This is a genomic window from Streptomyces cinereospinus (assembly GCF_042430725.1).
Taxonomy (GTDB): domain Bacteria; phylum Actinomycetota; class Actinomycetes; order Streptomycetales; family Streptomycetaceae; genus Streptomyces; species Streptomyces cinereospinus.
Map to the genome: position 1 here is coordinate 69024 of NZ_JBHMCY010000027.1, position 21177 is coordinate 90200.

18 protein-coding genes and 2 pseudogenes are annotated in these 21177 nt (G+C 73.5%); 18 read left to right on the plus strand and 2 right to left on the minus strand.

The window, feature by feature from the left end:
• Nucleotides 1-69 precede the first annotated feature (69 nt).
• Nucleotides 70-1635 (plus strand): AAA family ATPase, encoded by a 1566-nt coding sequence (locus ACFF45_RS16235; RefSeq protein ID WP_381346742.1) that lies wholly within the window; start codon nucleotides 70-72, stop codon nucleotides 1633-1635.
• 54 nt (nucleotides 1636-1689) lie between these two features.
• Nucleotides 1690-2256, plus strand: coding sequence for a hypothetical protein (locus ACFF45_RS16240; RefSeq protein WP_381346743.1), 567 nt, complete (start codon nucleotides 1690-1692; stop codon nucleotides 2254-2256).
• Nucleotides 2257-2290: 34 nt separating this feature from the next.
• Here the strand turns inward: ACFF45_RS16240 and ACFF45_RS16245 are convergent, their stop codons facing one another.
• Entirely contained in the window at nucleotides 2291-3646 is a 1356-nt protein-coding gene (locus ACFF45_RS16245) for a M14 family metallopeptidase (RefSeq protein ID WP_381346744.1), read from the minus strand.
• A 411-nt stretch (nucleotides 3647-4057) separates the two neighbouring features.
• Here ACFF45_RS16245 and ACFF45_RS16250 point away from each other — a divergent pair, with 411 nt between their 5' ends.
• The 4 genes from ACFF45_RS16250 (at nucleotide 4058) to ACFF45_RS16265 (ending at nucleotide 9674) form a co-directional block, all read left to right on the plus strand.
• Entirely contained in the window at nucleotides 4058-6469 is a 2412-nt protein-coding gene (locus ACFF45_RS16250; RefSeq protein ID WP_381346745.1) for an ATP-binding protein, read from the plus strand.
• 246 nt (nucleotides 6470-6715) lie between these two features.
• Nucleotides 6716-7624: an anti-sigma factor RsbA family regulatory protein gene (locus tag ACFF45_RS16255; protein ID WP_381346746.1), complete on the plus strand. Its 909-nt coding sequence runs from the start codon at nucleotides 6716-6718 to the stop codon at nucleotides 7622-7624.
• Between the two features lie 172 nt (nucleotides 7625-7796).
• Nucleotides 7797-8207 (plus strand): ATP-binding protein, encoded by a 411-nt coding sequence (locus ACFF45_RS16260; RefSeq protein ID WP_381346747.1) that lies wholly within the window; start codon nucleotides 7797-7799, stop codon nucleotides 8205-8207.
• 138 nt (nucleotides 8208-8345) lie between these two features.
• Nucleotides 8346-9674: an Nramp family divalent metal transporter gene (locus ACFF45_RS16265; protein ID WP_381346748.1), complete on the plus strand. Its 1329-nt coding sequence runs from the start codon at nucleotides 8346-8348 to the stop codon at nucleotides 9672-9674.
• A gap of 404 nt (nucleotides 9675-10078) precedes the next feature.
• On the opposite strand, the pseudogene ACFF45_RS16270 reads toward ACFF45_RS16265, so the two are convergent.
• Nucleotides 10079-10928: pseudogene (locus tag ACFF45_RS16270) on the minus strand (fibronectin type III domain-containing protein); the annotation flags it as partial.
• Nucleotides 10929-11244: 316 nt separating this feature from the next.
• Between ACFF45_RS16270 and ACFF45_RS16275 the strand changes: the two are divergent.
• The 12 genes and pseudogenes from ACFF45_RS16275 to ACFF45_RS16330 all read left to right on the plus strand — a co-directional run.
• A complete protein-coding gene (locus tag ACFF45_RS16275) occupies nucleotides 11245-12060 on the plus strand; it encodes a hypothetical protein (RefSeq protein ID WP_381346762.1) in 816 nt (271 codons plus the stop codon).
• 62 nt (nucleotides 12061-12122) lie between these two features.
• The gene (cpaB, locus tag ACFF45_RS16280) at nucleotides 12123-12830 is read left to right on the plus strand and encodes a Flp pilus assembly protein CpaB (protein ID WP_381346749.1); all 708 of its coding nucleotides are present in this window, start codon (nucleotides 12123-12125) and stop codon (nucleotides 12828-12830) included.
• Between the two features lie 7 nt (nucleotides 12831-12837).
• Nucleotides 12838-14085, plus strand: a complete 1248-nt coding sequence (locus ACFF45_RS16285; RefSeq protein ID WP_381346750.1) for a CpaE/TadZ family protein — start codon at nucleotides 12838-12840, stop codon at nucleotides 14083-14085.
• Nucleotides 14082-14465 carry a TadE family protein gene (locus tag ACFF45_RS16290; protein WP_381346751.1) on the plus strand — a complete coding sequence of 128 codons (384 nt, stop codon included), beginning with the start codon at nucleotides 14082-14084 and terminating at the stop codon, nucleotides 14463-14465. Before ACFF45_RS16285 ends, ACFF45_RS16290 begins: the two co-directional genes overlap by 4 nt.
• Nucleotide 14466: 1 nt before the next feature.
• On the plus strand, nucleotides 14467-14823 hold the full coding sequence (locus tag ACFF45_RS16295) for a TadE family protein (RefSeq protein WP_381346752.1): 357 nt from the start codon (nucleotides 14467-14469) through the stop codon (nucleotides 14821-14823).
• A 15-nt stretch (nucleotides 14824-14838) separates the two neighbouring features.
• The gene (locus ACFF45_RS16300; RefSeq protein ID WP_381346753.1) at nucleotides 14839-16176 is read left to right on the plus strand and encodes a TadA family conjugal transfer-associated ATPase; all 1338 of its coding nucleotides are present in this window, start codon (nucleotides 14839-14841) and stop codon (nucleotides 16174-16176) included.
• Nucleotides 16177-16193: 17 nt separating this feature from the next.
• Nucleotides 16194-17138, plus strand: a complete 945-nt coding sequence (locus tag ACFF45_RS16305; protein WP_381346754.1) for a type II secretion system F family protein — start codon at nucleotides 16194-16196, stop codon at nucleotides 17136-17138.
• 15 nt (nucleotides 17139-17153) lie between these two features.
• Entirely contained in the window at nucleotides 17154-18041 is an 888-nt protein-coding gene (locus tag ACFF45_RS16310; protein WP_381346755.1) for a DUF5936 domain-containing protein, read from the plus strand.
• A 466-nt stretch (nucleotides 18042-18507) separates the two neighbouring features.
• Entirely contained in the window at nucleotides 18508-19845 is a 1338-nt protein-coding gene (locus tag ACFF45_RS16315) for a sensor histidine kinase (RefSeq protein WP_381346756.1), read from the plus strand.
• Nucleotides 19846-19874: 29 nt separating this feature from the next.
• Nucleotides 19875-20645, plus strand: coding sequence for a response regulator (locus ACFF45_RS16320; protein WP_381346757.1), 771 nt, complete (start codon nucleotides 19875-19877; stop codon nucleotides 20643-20645).
• A 123-nt stretch (nucleotides 20646-20768) separates the two neighbouring features.
• Nucleotides 20769-20963, plus strand: a complete 195-nt coding sequence (locus ACFF45_RS16325) for a Flp family type IVb pilin (protein ID WP_381346758.1) — start codon at nucleotides 20769-20771, stop codon at nucleotides 20961-20963.
• Nucleotides 20960-21124 (plus strand): annotated as a pseudogene (locus ACFF45_RS16330) (pilus assembly protein TadG-related protein); the annotation flags it as partial. The gene ACFF45_RS16325 and the pseudogene ACFF45_RS16330, both read left to right, overlap by 4 nt.
• Between the last annotated feature and the right edge of the window lie 53 nt (nucleotides 21125-21177).

Here is a 21177-nt window from a genome sequence, read left to right on the forward strand (position 1 = left end):
CGCAGGGGCGCGGGGAACCGCGCGAGACACCCCACGGCACCCGCACCCGAAAACGAACCGAAGGCCCCCATGGCGAACTACACCGAAAGCCTGCACCACCTGGACAGCTACATCTCCGCCCGTGTCCCGGTGATCGGCATGCGGACCATAGAACAGCAGCGCGCCCTCCGCCTCCTGCGGGACGCCGCCCTCCAGCCCCGGCGCAGCAGCATGCCGTTCTGGATCTACACCAGGGCGACCGGCCTGCGCGACCTGCGGACCAACGCCGCCGTCCAGGACGACCGCTCCCTCACCGGCGCCATGGACTTCGCCGCCGCCCAGTTCAGCAGCCGGGCCAACGCCACGGTCGTCCTCGTCGACCCCGACCACCTGGAGTCCGACACCCCCGTCACCCGGCACATCGCCGAACTGGCCCGGCTCGCCGACAACAACATGGGCAGCATCGTCCTGATCACGGACGCCCCCATCTGGAGCGGCCTGCAACGCCTCGGCATGAGCCTGCACCTGGACCTGCCGGACGCCGACGAGATGTACGGCACCCTCGACGGCTTCCTCGGCGACCACCGGGGCCACATCCCCATCGAGTGGGACGAGGACGACACCCGGCGCGCCGCCGAGTTCCTCAGCGGTGTCACCGAGGCCGAGTGCATCAACCTCATGGCGACCATCGCCGCCAAGGGCTCGATCCTGAAGGCCGACGTGCTCGGGCTCGCCCAGGCCAAGGACCGCATCTTCAGCAACCTCACCGGCCTGGAGCGGGTCCAGCTGAAGGAGGGCAACTACACCGTCGGCGGGCTGACCAGCCTGCGCGAGTGGCTGCGGCGCAAGCACGACATGCTCCACGCCGATCTGCGGGGCTCCGAACTGCGCCCGCCCCGGGGCGTGCTGCTGGTCGGCGTGCCCGGCTGCGGCAAGTCGCTGTCCGCCAAGGCCATCGCCCACGAGTGGCAGCTTCCGCTGTACCGGCTCGACATGGCCGGCATCCACGGCAAGTACCTGGGCGAGTCCGAGGGCCGGTTCCGCGAGGCGCTGGCGATGGCGGACCGGGTGGCGCCCTGCGTCCTGTGGATCGACGAGATCGAGAAGGGCCTGGCGGGCAAGGACGACCTGTCCGGGGTGCCGCAGCGGATCATCGGGCAGTTCCTGTTCTGGCTCCAGGAGTCGCGCTCGCGGGCCTTCGTCGTGGCCACCGCCAACGACATCCGCAGCCTGCCGCCCGAACTGCTGCGCAAGGGCCGGTTCGACGAGCTGTTCTTCGTCGACCTGCCGGACAGCCAGGACCGGCGGGAGATCATCGAGCTGTACTACCGCCGCTATCTGCGGGCCGAGCCCGAGCCCGAGCAGGTGGACCGGCTGGTCGACCTCTCGGAGGGCTTCGCGGGCAGCGACATCGAGTCCACGCTGCACGACGTGGGGGAGGAGGCGTACCGCCTGGGCGGCGCCGACCGCCTGAAGCCGTCGTTCGTGCTGGACACCTTCGCCAACACCGTGCCGCTGAGCCGGGTCAACCCCGAGCAGATCGAGGAGATCCGCGCCTGGGGCCGGGAGCGCGCGGTGCCCGCGGGCCGCTCGGTGGCGACCGCGGCGGCGGGGGCGGCCACCCCGTCGCGCAGGATCGTCTTCATGGACGAGTGACCTCTGCCGCCCCCGGGGCCCCACGGCACAGCGATGTCCGCCATACTGCCCGCTGTGGAGCAGCGCATAGGTACGAGCAGTCAGCCGTTGGACGCCGGGGTGAACCCGGCCCACATCCCCGGGCTCACCGGCCCGGAGAAGGCCGCCGAGCCCGAACCCGAGGACGCGGCGCCGGCCGGGGCGGAGCTCTCCGGGGAGACGTCCGCCCCGGCGGAGCCCGAGGCGGCCGACAGGCCCGAGGCGGGCGAGGAACCCCGGGCCGGTGCGGAGCCCGGGGACGGCGAGGAGCCCGAGGGCGAGGCGGCCGACGGCCCCGTCTTCGAGGCCGCCGACCGCCGGGCCCGGATCGTCGCCGACGCCCGGGGCGTACGCCTCAGCCTCGACGAGGAGGCCTGTGAGTTCCGCTGGGACGAGATCGGCGCGATCGAGACGGAGTCCCCGCGCTTCGGCAGGCGGTTCACGGTGACCGTGCACACGCCCGACCGGCGCTGGTACCCCATCGAGATCGAGGCGGACTCCCGGTCCCGGCACAAGGAGTGGGACGAGCAGCTGGACGCCGTCCTGGACGCCTACTTCGACGAGGACGCGGGCGGTCAGGAGAGCGGGGAACCGCGCGCCTAGTGCCGCGACGGGGCAAACGCCGCCTGCCGCGGCACTAGCCGCAGTACTGGGCTTCCTTCCCGATCGACCGGTACATGCAGTCCGCGTTCTCCAGCAGTTGCAGCACCGCGTCCCGGTTGCGGGCGGTCTCCCGCTCGATCACCTCGTCGGGCGGGTAGAACCCGCCCCCGGAGGAGCTCTGCGGATACATCTCGAACGTGTATCCGAAGATCTTCTGCGAGCCCCACAGATAGTCGTCGATCGACCCGTCCGTGATGTACAGGTCGCTGGACTGCTCGGGCGTGTAGCCGTTGCTCGCGGCCATCTTCTGCCCCACCGCGGCGAAGGCGTCGCGGTCGTCCGCGGTCATCCCGGTGGTGGTGTCGGAGTACGTGTACCCGAACGGCCAGAGCACCAGTTCGCTGTAGGTGTGGAAGTCGATCCCGGCCTTGATCTGCTGGGTGCCGCCGACCACGCGGCTGCGCACGAAGTCGGCGACGACCCTCACCTCCGGCGCCGACTCGGGCGCCGGGCCGCGGTAGGTGTCGGAGGACGGCGAGCCGGAGGACCCGCCGCAGCAGCCCCACCGGTGGTTCCAGTTCCGGTTGAGATCCGTGCCGACGTACGAGGAGCCGGAGTTGGGCTGCCGGTTCTTCCGCCACGACCGGTAGGAGCCGGTGGCGATGTCGTACTCGCCGCCGTCCGGGTTGAGGTCGGGGACGATCCAGATCTCCCGGTTGTCGACCAGGTTCCGCACGCGGGAGTCGGTGCCGTAGTCGGAGGTCAGCTCGCGCAGCAGGTACAGCGCCATCTCGACGGTGAGGTGCTCACGGGCGTGCTGGTGGTGGGTGAACAGCACCTCGGGCTCGGCCTCGTCCGTGCCGACGTTGTCGCTGATCTTGACGGCGACGATGTTCCGGCCCTGGTACGACCTGCCGATCACGCGCTGGCTGGCGATGCCCGGGTTCGCCGCGACGACCGAGTTGATCGCGCTCGTCATCTCCGCGTGGTTGTGGTAACGGGAGTCGGCGGACGGGAAGTCGAAGAGCCGGACGTCGTCCTCGCCGGCCGACCGGTCGGGGACGGCGCCGAGCGGGGTGATCTCGTAGCCGAGCGAGCGCAGTGTGCGGATCTGGTCCGCGCGGCCGGAGACGACGACGGTGTGGTCGTCGGCCTCGTCCACGGTGACGCCCGAGCGCTGGATCGCCGTCCGGTCCCGTGCGGTCGCGTGCGTGTGGATCTCGTACTGGCGGACGTCGTCCGCCGAGGGCGCCGCCCGGCCCGCGCTGTCGGCGGAGGCGTCGGAGACCGTCGCCGAGACCGGGGCCGCCAGGGCGAGGGCCAGCAGGGCGGCGAGGGCGGCGGTGCGTCTGCCGCTGCGGACGCCTGAGCCGCGGGTGCGAAGTCGCATGCAATCTCCTTGGTTCTCCAGGAATTCCGGGGTCTCCGGAAGCGGGGAGCGGAGCGGTGGGGGTGGTTCTTCCGTGCGACGTACGACGTGCTGGTGCGGGTGTGGCGCTCATCGTGGGTGTCTGGCATGAGCGGGTCAAGAGCGCGTCGTCGAAGCGGCGGCCCGGACCGGCCCGGAGCGGCGGGAAACCGCCAGGTCGGGCCTCGCGTGCGGCCGTTGAGGACCGCGCAGTGTACGCGGACCGCACCCGCCGGGACGGGTACTCGGCGAAGAACACCCGCCGGTGTGACCGGAGCGTGCATATATGTACGCGTTCGAGCAGAGTGAGGGTCGCGCACACGACCCCACCCACTCTCCTAGGACTGGCTGATCATGGGCGGATCGGCGCCACGACGGGACGGCCGGCCACCGGTGGAGACGACCAGCTTCGTCGACCGGCGGGCCGAACTGGCCGAAGGCCGCGAGCTGCTGGCCCGCGCCCGTCTGGTCACCCTCACCGGACCCGGCGGCGTCGGCAAGACGCGGCTCGCCGGGCACCTCGCGGCCCGTGTCGCCCGCGCCTTCCCCGACGGCGTGCACGTCGTGCACCTCTCCGGCCTGCACGACCCGGAGCTGGTCCCGGTCGCCGCCGCGGGCGCCCTCGGACTGCACGACCACTCCGCGCAGCCGCCGCTGGACGCGCTGGTGACCCGGGCACGGGACCGCAGGCTGCTGCTCGTCGTCGACAACTGCGAGCATCTGCTGGACGCCTGCGCGCGGCTGGTGGCGGCGCTGCTGCACGGCACCACCTGCGTCCGGGTGCTCGCCACCAGCCGGCACCGGCTCGGGCTCACCGAGGAACACCTGCTGGAGGTACGGCCGCTGCCGGTGCCCGACCCGGACGGCGACCTGTCCGGCGCCGCACCGGGCCCGGCGCTCACCCTGTTCGCCGACCGGGCCGCCGCCGTCGTCCCCGGCTTCCGCCTCACGCCCGCCGACCGGCCGGCGGTGGCCCGGCTGTGCCGGCGCCTCGACGGGCTGCCGCTCGCCATCGAACTCGCCGCCGTCCGGATGCGGGTGCTCTCCGTCGAGCAGCTGCTGGCCCGCCTCGACGACCGCTACCGCCTGCTGTCCGCCGGCAGCTCAGCGGTCCTGCCCCGGCACCAGACGCTGCGCGCGGCCGTGGACTGGAGCCACGACCTGTGCACCGGACGGGAGCGGTCGGTGTGGGCGCGGCTGTCCGTGGCGGCCGGGAGCTTCGACCTGGAGACGGCGGAGGCGGTGTGCGCGGACGGCGAGCGGGTGCGCCCGCAGGACGTCCTGGAGACCGTGGCCGGCCTGGTCGACAAGTCCGTGCTGTGCCGCGAACCGGGCCCCGACGGCGTGCGCTACCGCCTGCTCGACACCCTGCGCCACTACGGCCTGGAGCGGCTCCGCGAAGTCCCCGGCGAGGAACTGGCCGCCTGCCGCCGCCTGCGGGACTGGATGCAGCAGCGGGCCGCCGCCTGTGAGCGGGCGTGGTTCGGCCCCGGCCAACGCGGGATCGTGGCCCGCCTGCGCGCCGACCAGGACAACCTGCGCACGGCCCTGGCCCTCGGCCTGCCGCCCGGGGCGGACGGGGTCCCGGTCAGGGGAGAGGGCGCCGGCGGACTCCCCATCGCGCCGGACGCGTCGGCCTGGCCGGCGGGGAGCCTGCCGGGGCCCGGTGACGCCGGGGCCGGTCCCGCCGCGGTGCCGCCGGACCCCGCCGACGCCCTGGCCACGCTCCGGCTGGCCGGGACCCTCTGGTTCTACTGGCACGCCTGTGGCGCCCCCCGCGAGGGGCGGTACTGGCTCGACCGGGCGCTGGACGTCTGTCCCGAGCCCACGGCCGAGCGGGCCCGCGCCCTGTGGGTCGCCGGGCTGCTGGCGGGCTGCCCGGAGGACCTCACCCGCGGCCGCCGGCTGGCCGAGGAGTCCCGCGCGCTGGCCCGGCGGCTCGGACTGGAGGCCGAGGCGGCGCACGCCGAATACGTGCTCGGCGTCGTCCTGCTGTTCAGCGACGACCTGCGGGCCGCGCTCGCCCACTTCCGGGCCGGCGTCGAGCGCGGCCCCCTGCCCGGCCGGCACCTGAGCCTGGTCGGCCTCGACCACGTCGAACTCGCCTGCGCGCTCGGCTTCCTCGGCGAGGCCGACCAGGCCATCGCGGTCTGCGAGGAGGCCCGCCGGCTGTGCGAGCGGCACGGCGAGGAGTGGGTGCTGTCCTACGTCCACCGCATGCTCGCCCTCGCCCACACCGTCCGTCAGGACCCCGCCCGGGCCGAACGGCACGCCCGCGAGGCGCTGCGCCTGAAACTGGCCGTCCACGACGTCACCGGCATGGGCCTCACCCTCGACCTGCTGGCCGAGATCGCCGCCCTCGACGGCACCCACGACCGGGCGGCCGTGCTGCTCGGCGGCGCCGACCGGGCCTGGGCGGACGTCGACCGCGACCGCTGGGGCTCGGCCGCCCTGAACACCGCCCGCCGCGGCACCGAGACCCGGGCCCGCGAGGCCCTCGGCACGGCCGCCTACGAGCGCGCGTACCAGCAGGGCGCCGCGCTCGGCCTCACCGGCGTCGCCGGCTACGCGCTGGACGAGCGCCCCGAACAGCCCGCCGCCGGCCGCCCGCAGCCCGACGTCCGCCTCACCCGCCGGGAGACACAGGTCGCCGAACTGGTCGCCGAGGGCCTGGCCAACCAGCAGATCGCCGACCGCCTGGTGATCGCCCGCCGCACCGCCGAGGGCCACGTCGAACGGATCCTCAACAAGCTCGGCTTCAGCAACCGCAGCCAGATCGCGGCCTGGATCACCGCCCGGCGCTGACCGCCCCACCGACCCCGCACCTCCCCCCACACCCCCGACACCACACAGCGCGACAGACACCGCAGACGCCGCAGACACGGAGACCTCACGGAGGCCGCAGACACGCAGACCTCACGGAGGCCGCAGACACGGAGACCTCACGGAGGCCGCAGACACGCAGACCTCACGGAGGCCGCGAACACCCTTTCACAGACACGCAGATCCCACAGACCTCGCAGACACCCGACACCACCGACAGGAACCCTCATGCCCACCCCACCAGCACGTGCCCACGGCACCTTCGACCACCGCATGGCCGTCTTCGCCACGGACGACGAGTTCGTCGCCGCCGCCCTGCCCTTCCTCGCCGAGGGCCTCGCCGCCCCCGACGAGCCCCCGCCCGTCGCCATCGCCGCCCCCGGCAAGCTCGACCTGCTGCGCGACGCCCTCGGCGCCGACGCCCGCCGCGTCGGCTTCGTGCCGCACACCAAGTGGTACACCGGCTCGGCCGCCAACGCCGTGGCGCGCGGCGCCGGTCACCTCGCCGCGCACGCCGGCCCGCAGGGCCGGGTCCACCTGCTGATGGAGCCCGACTGGGGCGGCCGCGCAGGCCGCTCCGCCCGCGAGAGCAGCGAGTGGATCCGCTACGAGGCGTTCGCCAACCTCCTCTTCGCCCCGTTCGCGACCACCGCCCTGTGCGCCTACGACACCCGCACCGCGGGCCCGGCCGTGGTCGCCGCCGCCCGCCGTGCCCATCCCGGCACCGGCGTCTACGAGGACCCGCTGGTCATCGCCGCCGAACTGGACGCCGTACCGCTGCCGCCGGTCCCGCGCGACGCGTGTCCGCTGGCCGCACCCGAACCGCACGCCGTCCACGCCTGGGCCGTCGGGCACGGTCTGCCGGCCGCCGACGCGGAGCTGTTCGCGACGGCCGTGTCCGAGGCGGCGGCCCCGCTCGACCCGGTCAGCCAGGTGCTGCTGTGGGGCGGGACCGGCGGCTGCGTCTGCGAGCTGCGCTCACCGCGCCGCGTCGACGACCCGCTCGCCGGGTTCGTGCCGCCGCCCGCCGTCCAGCCGGCCCCCGGGCAGGGGCTGTGGTTCGCGCGTCAGGTGTGCGCGTACGTCGACGTGCGCGACGACGAGGCGGGCGCGGTCGTGCGCCTGCAGTACGCGTAGCCCGATCCGGATGCGCGCCCCCGCGCAGGTATGGAAACAGGTAGTCCTCCCCGTGTTCGCCCCACCCGGTACGCACGATGCTGAAGACATGCTGCAACTCTCCGGGGAAGGCCGCCCGGATCCGGACCCCCGGTACGGCGCCTATCCCCAGCCACCCATGAGAGCCGGCCACGTGAGTGTCGAGTACGCCCCCCGTCCGTCCGCCGTCGGTGAGGCCCGCGCGGAGGTGCGGCGGCAGCTGGAGATCTGGGGCCTGGCCGACCGCGACGGCCTCGGCGAGGACCTGGTGGGCACCGCCGAACTGCTCGTCAGCGAACTGGCCACCAACGCCCTGCTGCACGCCGCGAGCCGCTTCCGGCTCACCCTGTCCGCCGCCCACGGCGTCCTGCGCTGCGAGGTCTTCGACGGCGGCCGGCGCGTCCCGCAGGTGCTCGACGCGGGCACCTCGGAGAGCGGCCGGGGCATGTTCCTGGTGCAGGCGCTCGCCCGGCGCTGGGGCTGCCACCAGGACGGGCCGGGCAAGACCGTCTGGTTCGAGCTCGGCACCTGCGCGTGCGACGGCTGCGGTGGGCGACAGCTGTGACCCGCACGCCACGGGCCCCGGCGGGACCCCCGGCCGCCGGGGCCCGCGCGCGGGCGGGGCCCCGGCGGCCACCCATATCGAGTGAAGACCCCGCACGCCCTCTTGTCCGTCCGGCGCGCATGGGCTTTCTTGACCTCCATGGCGGACACCACGGGAAACACCAGCGGCACCGGGGCGGTAACCGCCCCGCACCCCGACTCGATCCCCCGCGAGGCACGTTGGAAGTACATCGGCCCCGGAATCGTCGTCGCGGCGACCGGCGTCGGGGCCGGCGACCTGGTGGCGACGCTGATCGCGGGCAGCAACTTCGGCTACACCCTCCTGTGGGCCGCCGTCATCGGCTGCCTGGTGAAGATCTCCCTCGCCGAGGCGGCCGGCCGCTGGCACCTGTCCACCGGCCGCACCCTCTTCGACGGCTGGGCCGGCCTGGGCCGCTGGACCACGTACTTCTTCGCCGTCTACGCCGTGGTCTGGGGCTTCGTGTACGGCGCCGCGGCGATGTCGTCGAGCGCGCTGCCGCTGCAGGCGCTGTTCCCGGACGTGATGGACCTTGAGTGGTGGGGCATCGCGTGCGGTGTCGTGGGCCTGGTCTTCGTCTGGTTCAACAAGTACGCCGTCTTCGAGAAGGTCATGACGGTCCTGGTCGGCGTGATGTTCGTGGTGACGGTGTACCTGGCGGTCCGGGTCACCCCCAACCTCCCGGACGCGCTCGCCGGGCTCCTGCCCGTCCTGCCCGACGAGAAGGACTCCGTCCTCAACACCCTCGGCCTGATCGGCGGTGTCGGCGGCACCATCACGCTGGCCGCGTACGGCTACTGGGTCAACGCCAAGGGCTGGACCAACACCGGCTGGATGAAGGTCATGCGGCTGGACAACCGGGTCGCCTACGCCACCACCGGCATCTTCGTCATCGCGATGCTCTTCGTCGGCGCCGAACTGCTGCACGCCCGCGAGGTGGCGCTCGCCGGCGGTGACAAGGGCCTGCTCCAGCTGGGCGACATCCTGGCGGACGAGTACGGCACGACGACCGCGAAGTTCTTCCTGATCGGCTTCTTCGCCACCTCCTTCACCTCCCTGATCGGCGTCTGGCACGGCGTGAGCCTGATGTTCGCCGACTTCGTGGCGCGCTACCGCAAGCGGGCGCGGACCACGGGCGCGGAGGTCGCCTCCGGCGAGCGGGAACGCTCCTGGCCGTTCCGCGCGTACCTGCTGTGGCTGACCTTCCCGCCCATGGTCCTGCTCTTCGCGGGCCAGCCGTTCCGGCTGATCATCATCTACGGCGTGCTCGGCGCGGCGTTCCTGCCGTTCCTGGCGGGCACACTGATCTGGCTGCTCAACTCCGACCGCACGCCGAGGCAGTGGCGCAACGGGTGGGTGAGCAACGGCATGCTGGCGGTCGCGGGCCTGCTGTTCCTGGTGCTGTGCGTGAAGCAGGTCTGGGACCAGCCGTGGTCGGAGTTCTTCTAGACGCCCCTGGAAACACTTCTGGAGACACTCGGAGACACCCCCTGGCGGTCGGCCGAGCAGGGCGGGCCACCGGGAGTCGAGGGCGATCCCGCGGAGCTGCTCGACGGTGAGGGCGGGGGTCTCGCGGGTCGCCGGGGTGTGCTGGGCACCGCTGTTGAAGGCGCTGATCACCACCCGGAGGCCGTCGGCGCGCAGGGTGTCGGCGGTCCACAGCACGACCCCCGCGCCGCCCTTCTCGGCCCGGCGCAGCGCCCTGGCGGGCGGCTCGCCCTCTCGCCGGGCTGCTCGGGTGGTGACCAGCGTCCCGTCGGGCAGCGTCTCGGCGCCGCCGAACAGCTCGCCGGCCACGTCCAGCATGCCGGGCTGCACGTTCACCTGGACGAGGCTGCGCCCCTCGCCGTCGTGAAGTCCTGCCAGCAGCCGGTCACCGCGTGCCGCGGGACCGTGCCGCCGCCACCGCCCGTCGGCGCCGTCGCGCCGGTCACCGCCGCCGACCTCGCCGACGCGCCCGCCGCGTTGGTCGCCGTGACCTGGAAGGCGTACGACGTCGACGCCGCGAGCCCGGTCACGGTCGCCGACGTGCCGGTCACCGCCGTCCCCCTCGTGCCGTCGCGGTAGACCTGGCAGCCCGTGGCGCCCACGACCGCGCTCCAGGCCAGGGACACCGGCGACGACGCGGTGCCGGAGACCGTGACACCCGACGGCGCGCCCGGGACGGGGGCGGCGCCGGGTCACCGCCGCCGCCCCGTCGGGGCCGAACACCGGGACGTCGTCGGCGAGGCAGGCCGCCTGGCCGTACCAGCCGTGCGTGTGGACCGTCACCGAGCGCGTGGCGGCGCCCCTGGTGAACGTCGTCGACGGCTTCTTGCAGGTGGCGGAGCCGGGGGCCCAGGCCGACACGTCCGTGGTGCCCGTGCCGGTCGCGCCCAGGTACGCGCAGCCGCCGTGCACCCCCGTGCTCAGCGTGCAGGCCGAGTCGGGCTGGACCGCGACCGTCCGGCTGCGGCGCGCGTCGTCCTGGTCGGCCGGCGTCGCCTTCAGCGCGGCGGAGCCGCCGTGCGCCGGCGAGGAGACGGTGGTCCCGCTCCCCGCCGAGCAGGTCCGGTTCGCCAGGCCGGACCCGAACCCGGCGTTGCGGGCGTCGTCGACGTCCGCGGCGGACGCCTGGCCGATCGCCGGCACGGTGAGCGCCGGGGCGGCGGTCACCGCTGCCGCCCAGATGCGGGTACGTCTGCGTCTGCGTGCGCGGTCCACGGGGGCCTCCGGTGGGGGAGCCGAGTGGGATCCCCCGGTCGGTCCAGACCAATTCCGCTGTCACGGGTGCGGGCCGCCCACCCTTTCGGGTTCGCTTGGGATGTTCAATGTGCCCCGTTTTGGCGCGTCTTGTGCGCGAGGAGTTGCCGTCCGGCTACGGAAACGCTGTTCTCCGGTCACGGAGGCGTGGATACAGTGCTGAGGTAGTCACGCAGTGAAGTCGTCCCGGTGCGCGAGGAAGGCGCCGGCGAGCCGGACGTGGGTGGGAAACGGGGAGCTGCGCGTGCCAACAGCCATTGCCGTGACCAGTGCCGACATGGCGCTGCCGGCGCAGGACGAGCGGACCCTGCCCGCCGTCGTCCTGCGCGACCTGGACCGGCGCCCGCTGGACCAGGTGCTGACCGAGGTGCAGGGCCTGATCGAGGCGCACGGGCACGTGATCGTCGTCTGCTCGCGGGCCGCCCCGGCCGGGGTGGAGCGCCGGCTGCGCACCGTCCGGTCCCTGCTGGAGAGCGACCGCATCGCCCTGTTCCGGCCCGACCTGCCGCCGCTCGCCCTGGCCGTCCTGGCCCGCCAGTTGCGCCAGCTCGCCTCCTGCGACCTCGGCCCGGGCGTCCTCGCCTCGGCGGGCCGGCTGCTCACCCACTACCTGCACGCCGGGGCGCTGCTCGGCTCCGTCGCCCGGCTCGACCGCGTCCCCGTCGGCCTCACCTCGCACGCCCGGTCGTGGGTGCCGGGCAGCCAGTTCGGGGTGATCGCCCACCCCGAGCCGCAGCTGGTCCGGATCGGCCCGGAAGCCCGGCTCACCGGACCGGAGTTCGGGACCTGGATGCTGCTCGCCCGCGGACAGCTCCAGTCCGACTGGGTCGGTGCCACGCTCGCCCCGTCCTGGCTCGTGCAGGGCCTGCGCGAGGCCCCGCTGCCCGCGGAGTCCGCCACCTGGTGGGCAACGGGCAGGCTGATCGAGTTCTGCACCTATCTGCCCGATCTGTCGGTGCTCTACCAGCTGGTCGGCTCGGTCCGCCGGAGCAGCTGCCACTGGTGCGGCATCGACGTGATCGGCGACCGGTGCGTGTTCTGCTCCGCGACGGCACCGCCGTACGAGAACCAGCTCCAGCTCCCGGCGGGGTGACCCGCTGCCCCGACCGGAACCCCGACCCGCTCGACCCCACCCCCAACGAGGATGCACGCTTCATGAACTCCCGTCAGCGCCGCGGCGTCATACTCCTGCTCCTGTCCGTCCTGTGCGCCCTCGGCGCGTTCGCGGGCGTGCTCTCCGTCGTCGACGACGTGCAGTCCAAGGTCGGCCCCGAGGTCGCCGCGTACCGGGTGAAGGAGAACGTGGCGCCCTACACCGTGCTCACCGCCGACCGGTTCGAGCGGATCGAGATGCCCGAACGCTGGCTGTCCGACAACGCGGTCACCGACCTGCGCCAGATCCGCGGCAAGATCGCTGTCACCACCCTGCGCCGGGGCTCCCTGCTCCAGACCGACATGATCGTCGACCAGCCCGCCCTGCGGCCCGGGCAGCAGGAGGTCGCCATCATGATCGACGCGGCCACCGGAGTGGCCGGCAAGATCACGCCGGGGTCCACGGTCAACGTGTACGCCACCTTCGCGGGCGAGCGCGAGGGCACCCCCGCCCAGTCCCGGATCGTCGTGGCGAACGCCCAGGTGATCGACGTCGGCGAGCTCACCTCCCTGCAACCCGACGCGAGCGAGCGCGCCCGGCGCGCCACCGAGGCCGTGCCCATCACCTTCGCGCTGTCCACCATCGACGCCCAGCGCATCACCTACGCCGAGTCGTTCGCCGAACGCGTCCGGCTCGCCCTGGTCGCCCCCGGCGGCGACGCCACCGTCCCCGCCGAGGAACGCACCTACGAACTCGCGAAGGACAAGTGAGGCCCGCATGCCCACGAGGATCCTGCCGGCCGTCGGCGACCCGGACGCGGTCCGCTCGGTCACGACCCTGCTCAGCCAGCTCCCGGACGCCGAACCGGTGGCCCCGGTCGTCGACTCCACCCAGCTCGTCGACACCCTCGCCCGGCTGGCCGCCGAGTCCGTCGACGAACTGCCCGAGGTCGTCGTCGTCCACGAACGCATCGGCCCCGTCCCCGCCCTGGAGCTGATCCGCGAGGTGGCGCTGCGCTTCCCGGCGGTCGGCGTCATCCTCGTCACCTCCGACGCGAGCCCCGGCCTGTTCCAGGCCGCCATGGACGCCGGCGCGCGCGGCCTGGCCGCGCTGCCGCTGTCGTACGAGGAACTCGCCAACCGCGTGCAGGCGGTCGCCCAGTGGTCGGTGGGGGTACGACGGCACCTGGGCCACGGCGGTGACGTGTTCACCGGCGCCGGCGGCACCGTCGTCACGGTCAGCGGCGCCAAGGGCGGCGTCGGGGCGACCCTGGCCGCCATCCAGCTGGCGCTCGCCGCCCAGGCCTCGGGCCGCTCCACCGTGCTGGTCGACCTGGACCTCCAGACCGGGGACGTCGCCTCCTACCTGGACGTCCAGTTCCGGCGCAGCGTCGCCGACCTCGCCGCCATCACCGACATCTCCCCGCGCGTCCTCGCCGACGCCGTCTTCCGGCACGACACCGGCGTCGCCCTGCTGCTCGCCCCCGGCGAGGGCGAACGCGGCGAGGAGGTCACCGACCGCGCCGCCCGGCAGATCGTCAGCGCCCTGCGCTCCCGCTACGAGACCGTCGTCATCGACTGCGGCGCCCAGCTGAGCGGCGCCGGCGCCGCCGCGGTGGAGATGGCCGACACCGCGCTGCTGGTCACCACCCCGGACGTGGTCGCGGTCCGGGGCGCCAAACGGACCGTGCGGATGTGGGACCGGCTGCAGATCCGCAAGGCCGAGGAGACCACGGTCGTCGTCAACCGGCACACGCGCGCCACCGAGATCCAGCCGTCGCTCATCCAGCGGATCACCGGCACGCCGGTCGCCTCGACGGCCGTGCCCGCCCACTACAAGGAACTCCAGGCGGTCGTGGACGCCGGGCGGGTCCACGAGCTGGACCAGCGCAGCGCCGTGAAACAGGCCCTGTGGGCGCTCGCGGGGGAGCTGGGGCTGGTCAGGACGCCGGTGGCCGAACGCAAGGGCGGCCGGCTGCGCGGGGACCGCGGCGCGGTGAGCTTCCGGCGGCGGAGGGACGGATGACGGCGCCGCGCCGGGACGACCGCGACCGGGGCCAGGTCACCGTCGAGTTCCTCGGCATGACCCCGCTGATCATCCTGACCCTGGTCCTGCTGTGGCAGTTCGTGCTCCTGGGGTACACCTTCACGCTCGCGGGGAACGCTGCGGACGAGGCGGCACGGGCGGGCACGGCGGTCCTGGACCGCCAGGCGGCCTGCGAGACGGCGGGCGTACGGCATCTGCCGTCCGCGTGGGAGGGGGGTGCCCGGGTGACCTGCGGCGAGAGCGGCGGCCTGGTCACGGCCGAGGTGCGCCTCCAGGTGCCGGTCCTCTTCCCCGGCGCGGTCGGCTTCCCCTTCCGGGTCGAGGGCCACGCGGGGGCCGTCGTGGAGGAGACGGACTGACATGACGTACCGGCGCAGCGGCCGTGACCGCGACCGCGGGCAGGTGGCCCTGGAGTACCTCGGGTTCGTCCCGGTCCTGATCCTCGTCGCCCTGGCCGCCGTCCAGATCGGGCTGGTCGCCTACACCGCGCAGCAGGCCGGCACCGCCGCCCGCACCGGCGCGCGCAGCGCCTCGCTCGACGGGCCGTACGCGCAGGACTGCCGCGGTGCCGTCAGCTCCTGGCTGGACGCCGACTGTACGAGGGCGGACCTGGGTGACGAGGTGGAGGTCACCGCCACGATCGACATCCCGTCGGTCGTGCCCGGCTGGGACTTCGGCCCGGCCCGCAAGACCGCCACCATGCCGATGGACCACTGAGCAGGGAGAACGGCGATGAGCCTGCGGGCACGGATCAACTCCCCCGAGGAGAGCGGCAGCCGGGGCGAGGACGCGCACCTGGTCGCCTCCTACCGGGCCAAGCTCCTGGAGGAGATCGACCTCGCGGAGATGAGCGCGCTCGCGGCGGCCGAGCGCAGGGCGCGGCTGGAGCGCGTGCTCGGGCACATCATCAGCCGGGAGGGCCCGGTGCTGTCGACCGTCGAGCGCTCCCAGCTGATCCGGCGCGTCGTCGACGAGGCGCTGGGCCTCGGCATCCTGGAACCCCTCCTGGAGGACGCGTCCATCACCGAGATCATGGTGAACGGCCCGGACGCGATCTTCGTGGAGCGCGGCGGCCGGGTCGAACAGCTGCCCCTGCGCTTCGCCTCGCACGACCAGCTGATGCAGACCATCGAACGGATCGTCTCCACGGTCAACCGCCGCGTGGACGAGTCCAACCCGATGGTCGACGCCCGCCTCCCGTCCGGCGAGCGCGTCAACGTGATCATCCCGCCGCTGTCGCTGACCGGCGCCACGCTCACCATCCGCCGCTTCCCGCGCTCCTTCACGCTCCAGGAGCTGATCCACTTCGGGTCGCTGGACGAGCCGATGGTGTACCTGCTGGCGGGACTGGTGCAGGCCCGGTTCAACATCATCGTGTCCGGCGCCACCGGCACCGGCAAGACGACCCTGCTCAACGCGCTGTCCGGGCTGATCCCCGAGCACGAGCGGATCATCACCATCGAGGACTCCGCGGAACTCCAGCTCCAGCAGCACCACGTGGTCCGGCTGGAGTCCCGGCCGCCCAACGTCGAGGGCCAGGGCCAGATCACCATCCGCGACCTGGTGCGCAACTCGCTGCGCATGCGCCCCGACCGGATCGTCGTCGGCGAGGTCCGCGGCGGTGAGTCGCTGGACATGCTCCAGGCGATGTCGACCGGCCACGACGGCTCGCTGGCCACCGTGCACGCCAACAGCGCGGAGGACGCGCTGATGCGGTTGCAGACCCTGGCCTCCATGTCCGACGTGGAGGTCCCCTTCGCGGCGCTGCACGACCAGATCAACAGCGCCGTCGACGTGATCGTCCAGCTCACCCGGTTCGCCGACGGGGCCCGCCGGGTCACCGAGATCGCGCTGCTCGACAGCCACGGCGGAGAGCCGTACCGGCTGGCCACGGTCGCCCGGTTCCACGCCCGGCCGATGGCCGCCGACGGCCGGATCCACGGCGGCTTCGAGTACTTCCCGCTCACCCGCCGCACCGCCGACCGCCTCTACATGGCGAGCCAGCCCATACCCCCCGCCTTCGGCGTCGCCCAGTCCGCAGCACAACTGGCCACCCGAGAAGCCAGGTAGGCAGGAGCCGCCCCCCCATGGACCTCAAGACCCTCGTCCCGCTCACCACCGGTGTCACCCTGCTGGCCTGCGTCCTGGCCGTGGCCGGCCTGCACGCCTACGCCATGGGCAGGGCCCAGCGGCAGGACCTCGTGGACCGCCTGTCGGCCACCGGCCAGGTCCGGGCCACCGGCCGGCGGCGGTTGTTCCGCTCCCTGGACCGCCGGCTGCGCCGCACCCGGCCGGGCCGGAGGCTGGAGCTGCGGCTGGCGGCGACCGGCCTGGACGTCACCCCCGGCGAGTTCTTCGTCGCGATGCTCGTCGCGGTCGCCGGCCTGTGGCTGGTCGGGCAGGCCGCCCTCGCCCCCTTCTTCGGCCCGATCGCCGGGCTGCTGGGCGTCTGGGCGGCGGTGCAGTTCCTCAACTGGCAGCGCCAGAAACGCATCGAAAGGTTCATCGGCCAGCTCCCCGAACTCGCCCGCATCCTGGCCAACGCCACCCAGGCCGGACTCGCCCTGCGCACCGCCATCGGCATGGCGGCGGAGGAGCTGGAGGCCCCCGCGGGCGAGGAACTGGCCAAGGTCGCCAACCAGCTGGCGGTCGGCGCCTCGATGGACGAGGCGCTCGGCGAGCTCGCCGACCGGCTGCCGTCGCGCGAACTGGTGGTGCTGGTCACCACCCTGGTGCTGGCCAACCGGGCGGGCGGCCAGCTGGTCAGCGCGCTGCGCAACCTCACCGAGACGCTGGAGGAGCGCAAGGAGACCCGCCGCGAGATCCGCACCCAGCTCTCGCAGGTGAGCATCACCTCGTACGCGGTCCCGGTGATGGGCGTGGGCTCGCTGTTCCTGATGGACGGCGTCAAGGACGGCGCCCTGGAGCGGATGACCGGCTCCCCGGTCGGCCAGGCCTGCGTGATCATCGCGTTCGCGCTGTACGCCGTCGGCTTCGTCATGATCCGCCGGCTGTCCCGCATCGACGTCTGAGGAAGGGGGTTCGGCATGGCACTGCTGCTGGCACTGGTGATGGGCCTCGGCGTCTGGGGCGTCTTCGCCGGAATCCGGATGTACCGGGCGGAGGCGAAACTCCCCGCCGACCTCGCCCTCGCCCTGGAGGTCGGCGCGACCCGCACCGGCGCGGTCGACTCGCTCGTGGACCGGACGGGCATGCGCTACGCCCCCGCCGTGCTGCGCCTGATGGGCCCGAAACAGGTCGCCAAGTACCGCCGGAAGATCGACCTGGCGGGCAACCCGGGCGGCCTGACCATCGACCGCTACGCGGCCCGCAGGGCGGTGTACGGCTTCCTCGGCGGCGTCGGCGGCCTGGTGTTCCTGGTGCAGGGCAACGTGCTGATGGCCCTGCTGCTGTTCGCCTTCGGCGCCTTCTGGACGGAGGTCGGCATCTGGTCGGCGATCCGGGTGCGCCGGGACGTGATCGAGCGGACCCTGCCGGACTTCCTCGACGTCCTGGCCGTCGTGGTCAGCGCGGGCCTCGGCTTCCGCCAGGCCCTGGACCGGGTCGCCTCCCGCTACGAGGGCCCCTGGGCCGACGAACTGCGCATCACCCTGCGCCAGATGGACCTCGGCATGAGCCGCCGCCAGGCCTTCGCCGAGCTGCGGCGGCGCAACGACTCCGAGCAGGTCGCGATGTTCGTGACGGCGTTGCAGCAGGGCGAGGAACTGGGGGCGCCGATCGTGGAGACGCTGGTGTCGCTGGCGAAGGACATGCGGCGCACGGACGCGCAGAACGCGCGGCGCAAGGCGGCGCGGGCGGTGCCCAAGGCCACCATGATGATCACGACGTTCATGGTGCCGGCGACGATGCTGCTGCTCGGCGCGGGGCTGCTGCTGGGGTCGGGCACGGACTTCGGAACGATCACGGGTGAGTGACGCCATGACGATCGCACCGACGGAACGGAACGGGCCGAGGCGGCCGCGCCGCCGACCCCGACGCGCGGAGCCGGCGGCGCCGGCCGTGGGGGGCACGAGGGACGCGGGGGCCGCGGGGGCCGCGGCGGCCGTGGTGACTCCGGTGGCTTCGGCGGCGGGGGTGGCTTCGGCGGCCTCGGCGGCTTCGGCCGCGGAGGAGTCGGCAGTCCCGGTGACGGGGGCGGCGTCGGCGGCTCCGGTGACTGAGAGGGCTTCAGCGGCCCCGGTGTCCCCGGAGGCTTCGGTGTCTCCGGCGGACTCGGTGACGGCGGTGACTCCGGTGGTGCCGGCTCCATCGGTGGCTGGGGTGGTCCCGGTGGCTTCGGTATTTCCGGCGGACTCGGTGTCTCCGGCGGACTCGGTGTCTCCGGCGGTGTCGGTGTCGGTGGCGGCGGCTTCGGAGGCTCCGCCGGCTCCGGCGGTCCAGGTGGCTCCGGGTGCGCCGGCGGCGTTGGTCACCGCGGTGGTGCCGGGGACCCGGGTGCAGGGCGGGAAGCCGGGCCCGGCCGGTGGCGCGGCGGCGTCGCCCGCCGCGGCGCCCGCGCCGTCGATCCAGGTCAACGCCTTGCAAGCGGTGTGCCGCCAGGTCTTCGGCTTCCGCCTCGCCATGATCGCCCTGGCCGCCCCCGCGGCCCTCCTCAACGCCTCCCCGGGCCTGGGCGTACGCCTTGTCGGCGCCGCGGTGGTGGTCACCTTCATGGCCTCCTACGTCCTGTTCCGGGACTGGGAACGCTTCGGCCCCTTACTCCTGCGCCACCCCACCCTCCTCGCCCTCGACACCCTCGTGGGCTCCCTTCCCCTGATCTCGGCCGGCCCCGACAGCACCCTCGCCTACGTCAGCGTCTGCACCCCGCTCCTCGCCGGCCTGGTCTACGGCTGGCGAGGCGCCGCGGTGTTCGCCTCGCTCCAGTCCCTGATCCTGCTCCTGGTCCACGCCACCCTCGCGCGCACGCCCGACGCGACCCCCGCCGAGACCCTCCTCCTCCCCGGCCTCTGCCTGATCACGGGCGCGCTCGGCTCCACGCTGCGCAACCTCATGCTCCGCTTCGGGGCGGCCACCCACGCCCTGACGGCGGTCCAGGCCCGCCTGGCCGTCACGGAGGCGGTGGCGGCGGAACGCGCCCGACTCGCCCGCGAACTGCACGACTCGGTGGCCAAGACCCTGCACGGCGTGGCCCTGGCGGCGGACGGCCTGGCCGGCTCGGCCGACCGGGCGGACCCCTCCCTGCTCCGACGCCAGGCGGAGTTGGTGGCCCGGTCCGCCCGCCGGGCCGCGGCCGAGTCCCGCGAGCTCCTCACCGACCTGCGCCGGGAGTCCGACCCCGCCCACGGCATCGACGTCCTGACCGAACTGTGCGCCCGCGCCGCCGACTTCACCGCCCGCACCGGCGTCCCCGCCGCCTGCCACCCCACCGGCCAAACCGCCGTACCCCTCGTCCCCCCGGCGGTGGCGCGCCAGCTCCTCACCATCACCGCCGAGGCCATGGAGAACGCCCACCGCCACGCGGGCCCCGCCCGCGTCGACGTCAGCGCGGGCGTCCACGGTGACCTGCTCGTCCTCAGCGTCCACGACGACGGCCGCGGCCTGCCCCCGGGGACCACCCTCGAAGACCTCCGCCGCACGGGCCACTTCGGCCTGGTCGGCATGGTGGAACGGGCCGCCTCGGTCGGCGCCCGTATCCGCATCGGCCGGGGCGAGCACCCCACCGGCACGGAGGTGCGCCTGGAGCTTCCGCTGGCGGCCCTCCATTCGGACCCGTCCTGACCGTCCCGCACCCGAGAGGAGGCCGGCCGATGCCGGACGACCAGCGACCACCCGCCCCCCGCTCTCCCGCCGACTTCCCGCCGCCCCCACCACCGGCGGCCGCGTCGCTGCGCGTGGTGGTGGCCGACGACAACCCCGTGGTCCGCGCGGGTCTCACCGCCCTGCTCTCCGGCCGCGCGGACATCACGGTCGTGGCGGAGGCGGCGGACGGCCGGGAGGCGTACGAGGCGGCCCGCGCCCACCGTCCCGACGTGATCCTGCTGGACGTCCGGATGCCGGGCGTGGACGGCATCGCGGCACTGCCGTACCTGGTCCCGCTGGCCCCCGTCGTCATGCTCACCTACAGCCGGGAGTCGGAGATCGTCCAGGAGGCCCTGCGGCGCGGGGCGGGCGGATACCTGGTCCACGGCGAGTTCACGGCGGACCAACTGGTGACGGCGGTCCGGGACGCCGATCGGGGCAGGCCGCACTTCACGCCCACCGCGGCGGGAGCGCTCCTGGCCCAACTCGGAGATGCGACTGCAAATTCTGACGGGCCGTCTCCCGGCGTTCCATCAGAAACGCTTTCGCAGATGCAACCATCTGTGGCACAGTCGTCGTCATACCGGTCACGGTTCCAACTCAGCACGAGGGAGGCGGAGATCATGGACCTCATCGCGTCCGGCATGAACAACCAGGACATCGCCGCCACGTGCTTCATCAGTGAGAAGACGGTCAAGAACCACATCAACCGCATCTTCGCCAAGCTCCACAGCGCCAGCCGCTCGGAAGCCACCGCGAAGTGGCTGGGACTGGGGTGAACGCGATGGACCGCCGGCCGACTCGCGATTGGGCCCACGATTGGGCCCCGGGGCCCTGTGCCGCTCCCGGCGTCCCGCCGTACGCTCCCGCCACCGAAGCCGAGCCACCCGGAGGGGAACGCCATGAACAACTGGATCCACACCACGGTCTCGTACCTCCGCCGCACCGCCCGCCAGGACAAGGGCCAGACGGCGGTGGAGTACCTGGGAATCATCGCGGTGGTGGTGGCGATCGTGTTGGCGATCACGGGTACGGACATCGGCAACACGATCTACACCGCGATCACCGACAAGATCTCGGAGGTCGTGGGCGGCTGACACGGTCGAGCGAGTACGACGACGCGGGGCAGGCTTTCCCCATCTACATCACGGTGGTGGCGGGCCTGCTCTTCCTCGCGTTCGCGTACCTCGCGGTCGGCCAGGCCGCGGCGACTCGCAACGAGGCTCAGACGGCGGCGGACGCCGCGGCACTAGCAGCAAGGCCGTGAAGTTTGCGGCTGGTGCGTGTTGTCAAGGGCCTGCGCTCGCGAGG

What these genes read in the sequence shown, in the direction of transcription:
- ACFF45_RS16295 (WP_381346752.1), top strand. Translation starts at nt 14,467, where the DNA reads ATGACGTACCGGCGCAGCGGCCGTGACCGCGACCGCGGGCAGGTGGCC.
- ACFF45_RS16255 (WP_381346746.1), top strand. Translation starts at nt 6,716, where the DNA reads ATGCCCACCCCACCAGCACGTGCCCACGGCACCTTCGACCACCGCATG.
- ACFF45_RS16245 (WP_381346744.1), bottom strand. Translation starts at nt 3,646, where the DNA reads ATGCGACTTCGCACCCGCGGCTCAGGCGTCCGCAGCGGCAGACGCACC.
- ACFF45_RS16320 (WP_381346757.1), top strand. Translation starts at nt 19,875, where the DNA reads ATGCCGGACGACCAGCGACCACCCGCCCCCCGCTCTCCCGCCGACTTC.
- ACFF45_RS16265 (WP_381346748.1), top strand. Translation starts at nt 8,346, where the DNA reads ATGGCGGACACCACGGGAAACACCAGCGGCACCGGGGCGGTAACCGCC.
- ACFF45_RS16300 (WP_381346753.1), top strand. Translation starts at nt 14,839, where the DNA reads ATGAGCCTGCGGGCACGGATCAACTCCCCCGAGGAGAGCGGCAGCCGG.
- ACFF45_RS16275 (WP_381346762.1), top strand. Translation starts at nt 11,245, where the DNA reads ATGGCGCTGCCGGCGCAGGACGAGCGGACCCTGCCCGCCGTCGTCCTG.
- ACFF45_RS16285 (WP_381346750.1), top strand. Translation starts at nt 12,838, where the DNA reads ATGCCCACGAGGATCCTGCCGGCCGTCGGCGACCCGGACGCGGTCCGC.
- ACFF45_RS16290 (WP_381346751.1), top strand. Translation starts at nt 14,082, where the DNA reads ATGACGGCGCCGCGCCGGGACGACCGCGACCGGGGCCAGGTCACCGTC.
- ACFF45_RS16325 (WP_381346758.1), top strand. Translation starts at nt 20,769, where the DNA reads ATGAACAACTGGATCCACACCACGGTCTCGTACCTCCGCCGCACCGCC.
- ACFF45_RS16305 (WP_381346754.1), top strand. Translation starts at nt 16,194, where the DNA reads ATGGACCTCAAGACCCTCGTCCCGCTCACCACCGGTGTCACCCTGCTG.
- ACFF45_RS16235 (WP_381346742.1), top strand. Translation starts at nt 70, where the DNA reads ATGGCGAACTACACCGAAAGCCTGCACCACCTGGACAGCTACATCTCC.
- ACFF45_RS16310 (WP_381346755.1), top strand. Translation starts at nt 17,154, where the DNA reads ATGGCACTGCTGCTGGCACTGGTGATGGGCCTCGGCGTCTGGGGCGTC.
- cpaB (WP_381346749.1), top strand. Translation starts at nt 12,123, where the DNA reads ATGAACTCCCGTCAGCGCCGCGGCGTCATACTCCTGCTCCTGTCCGTC.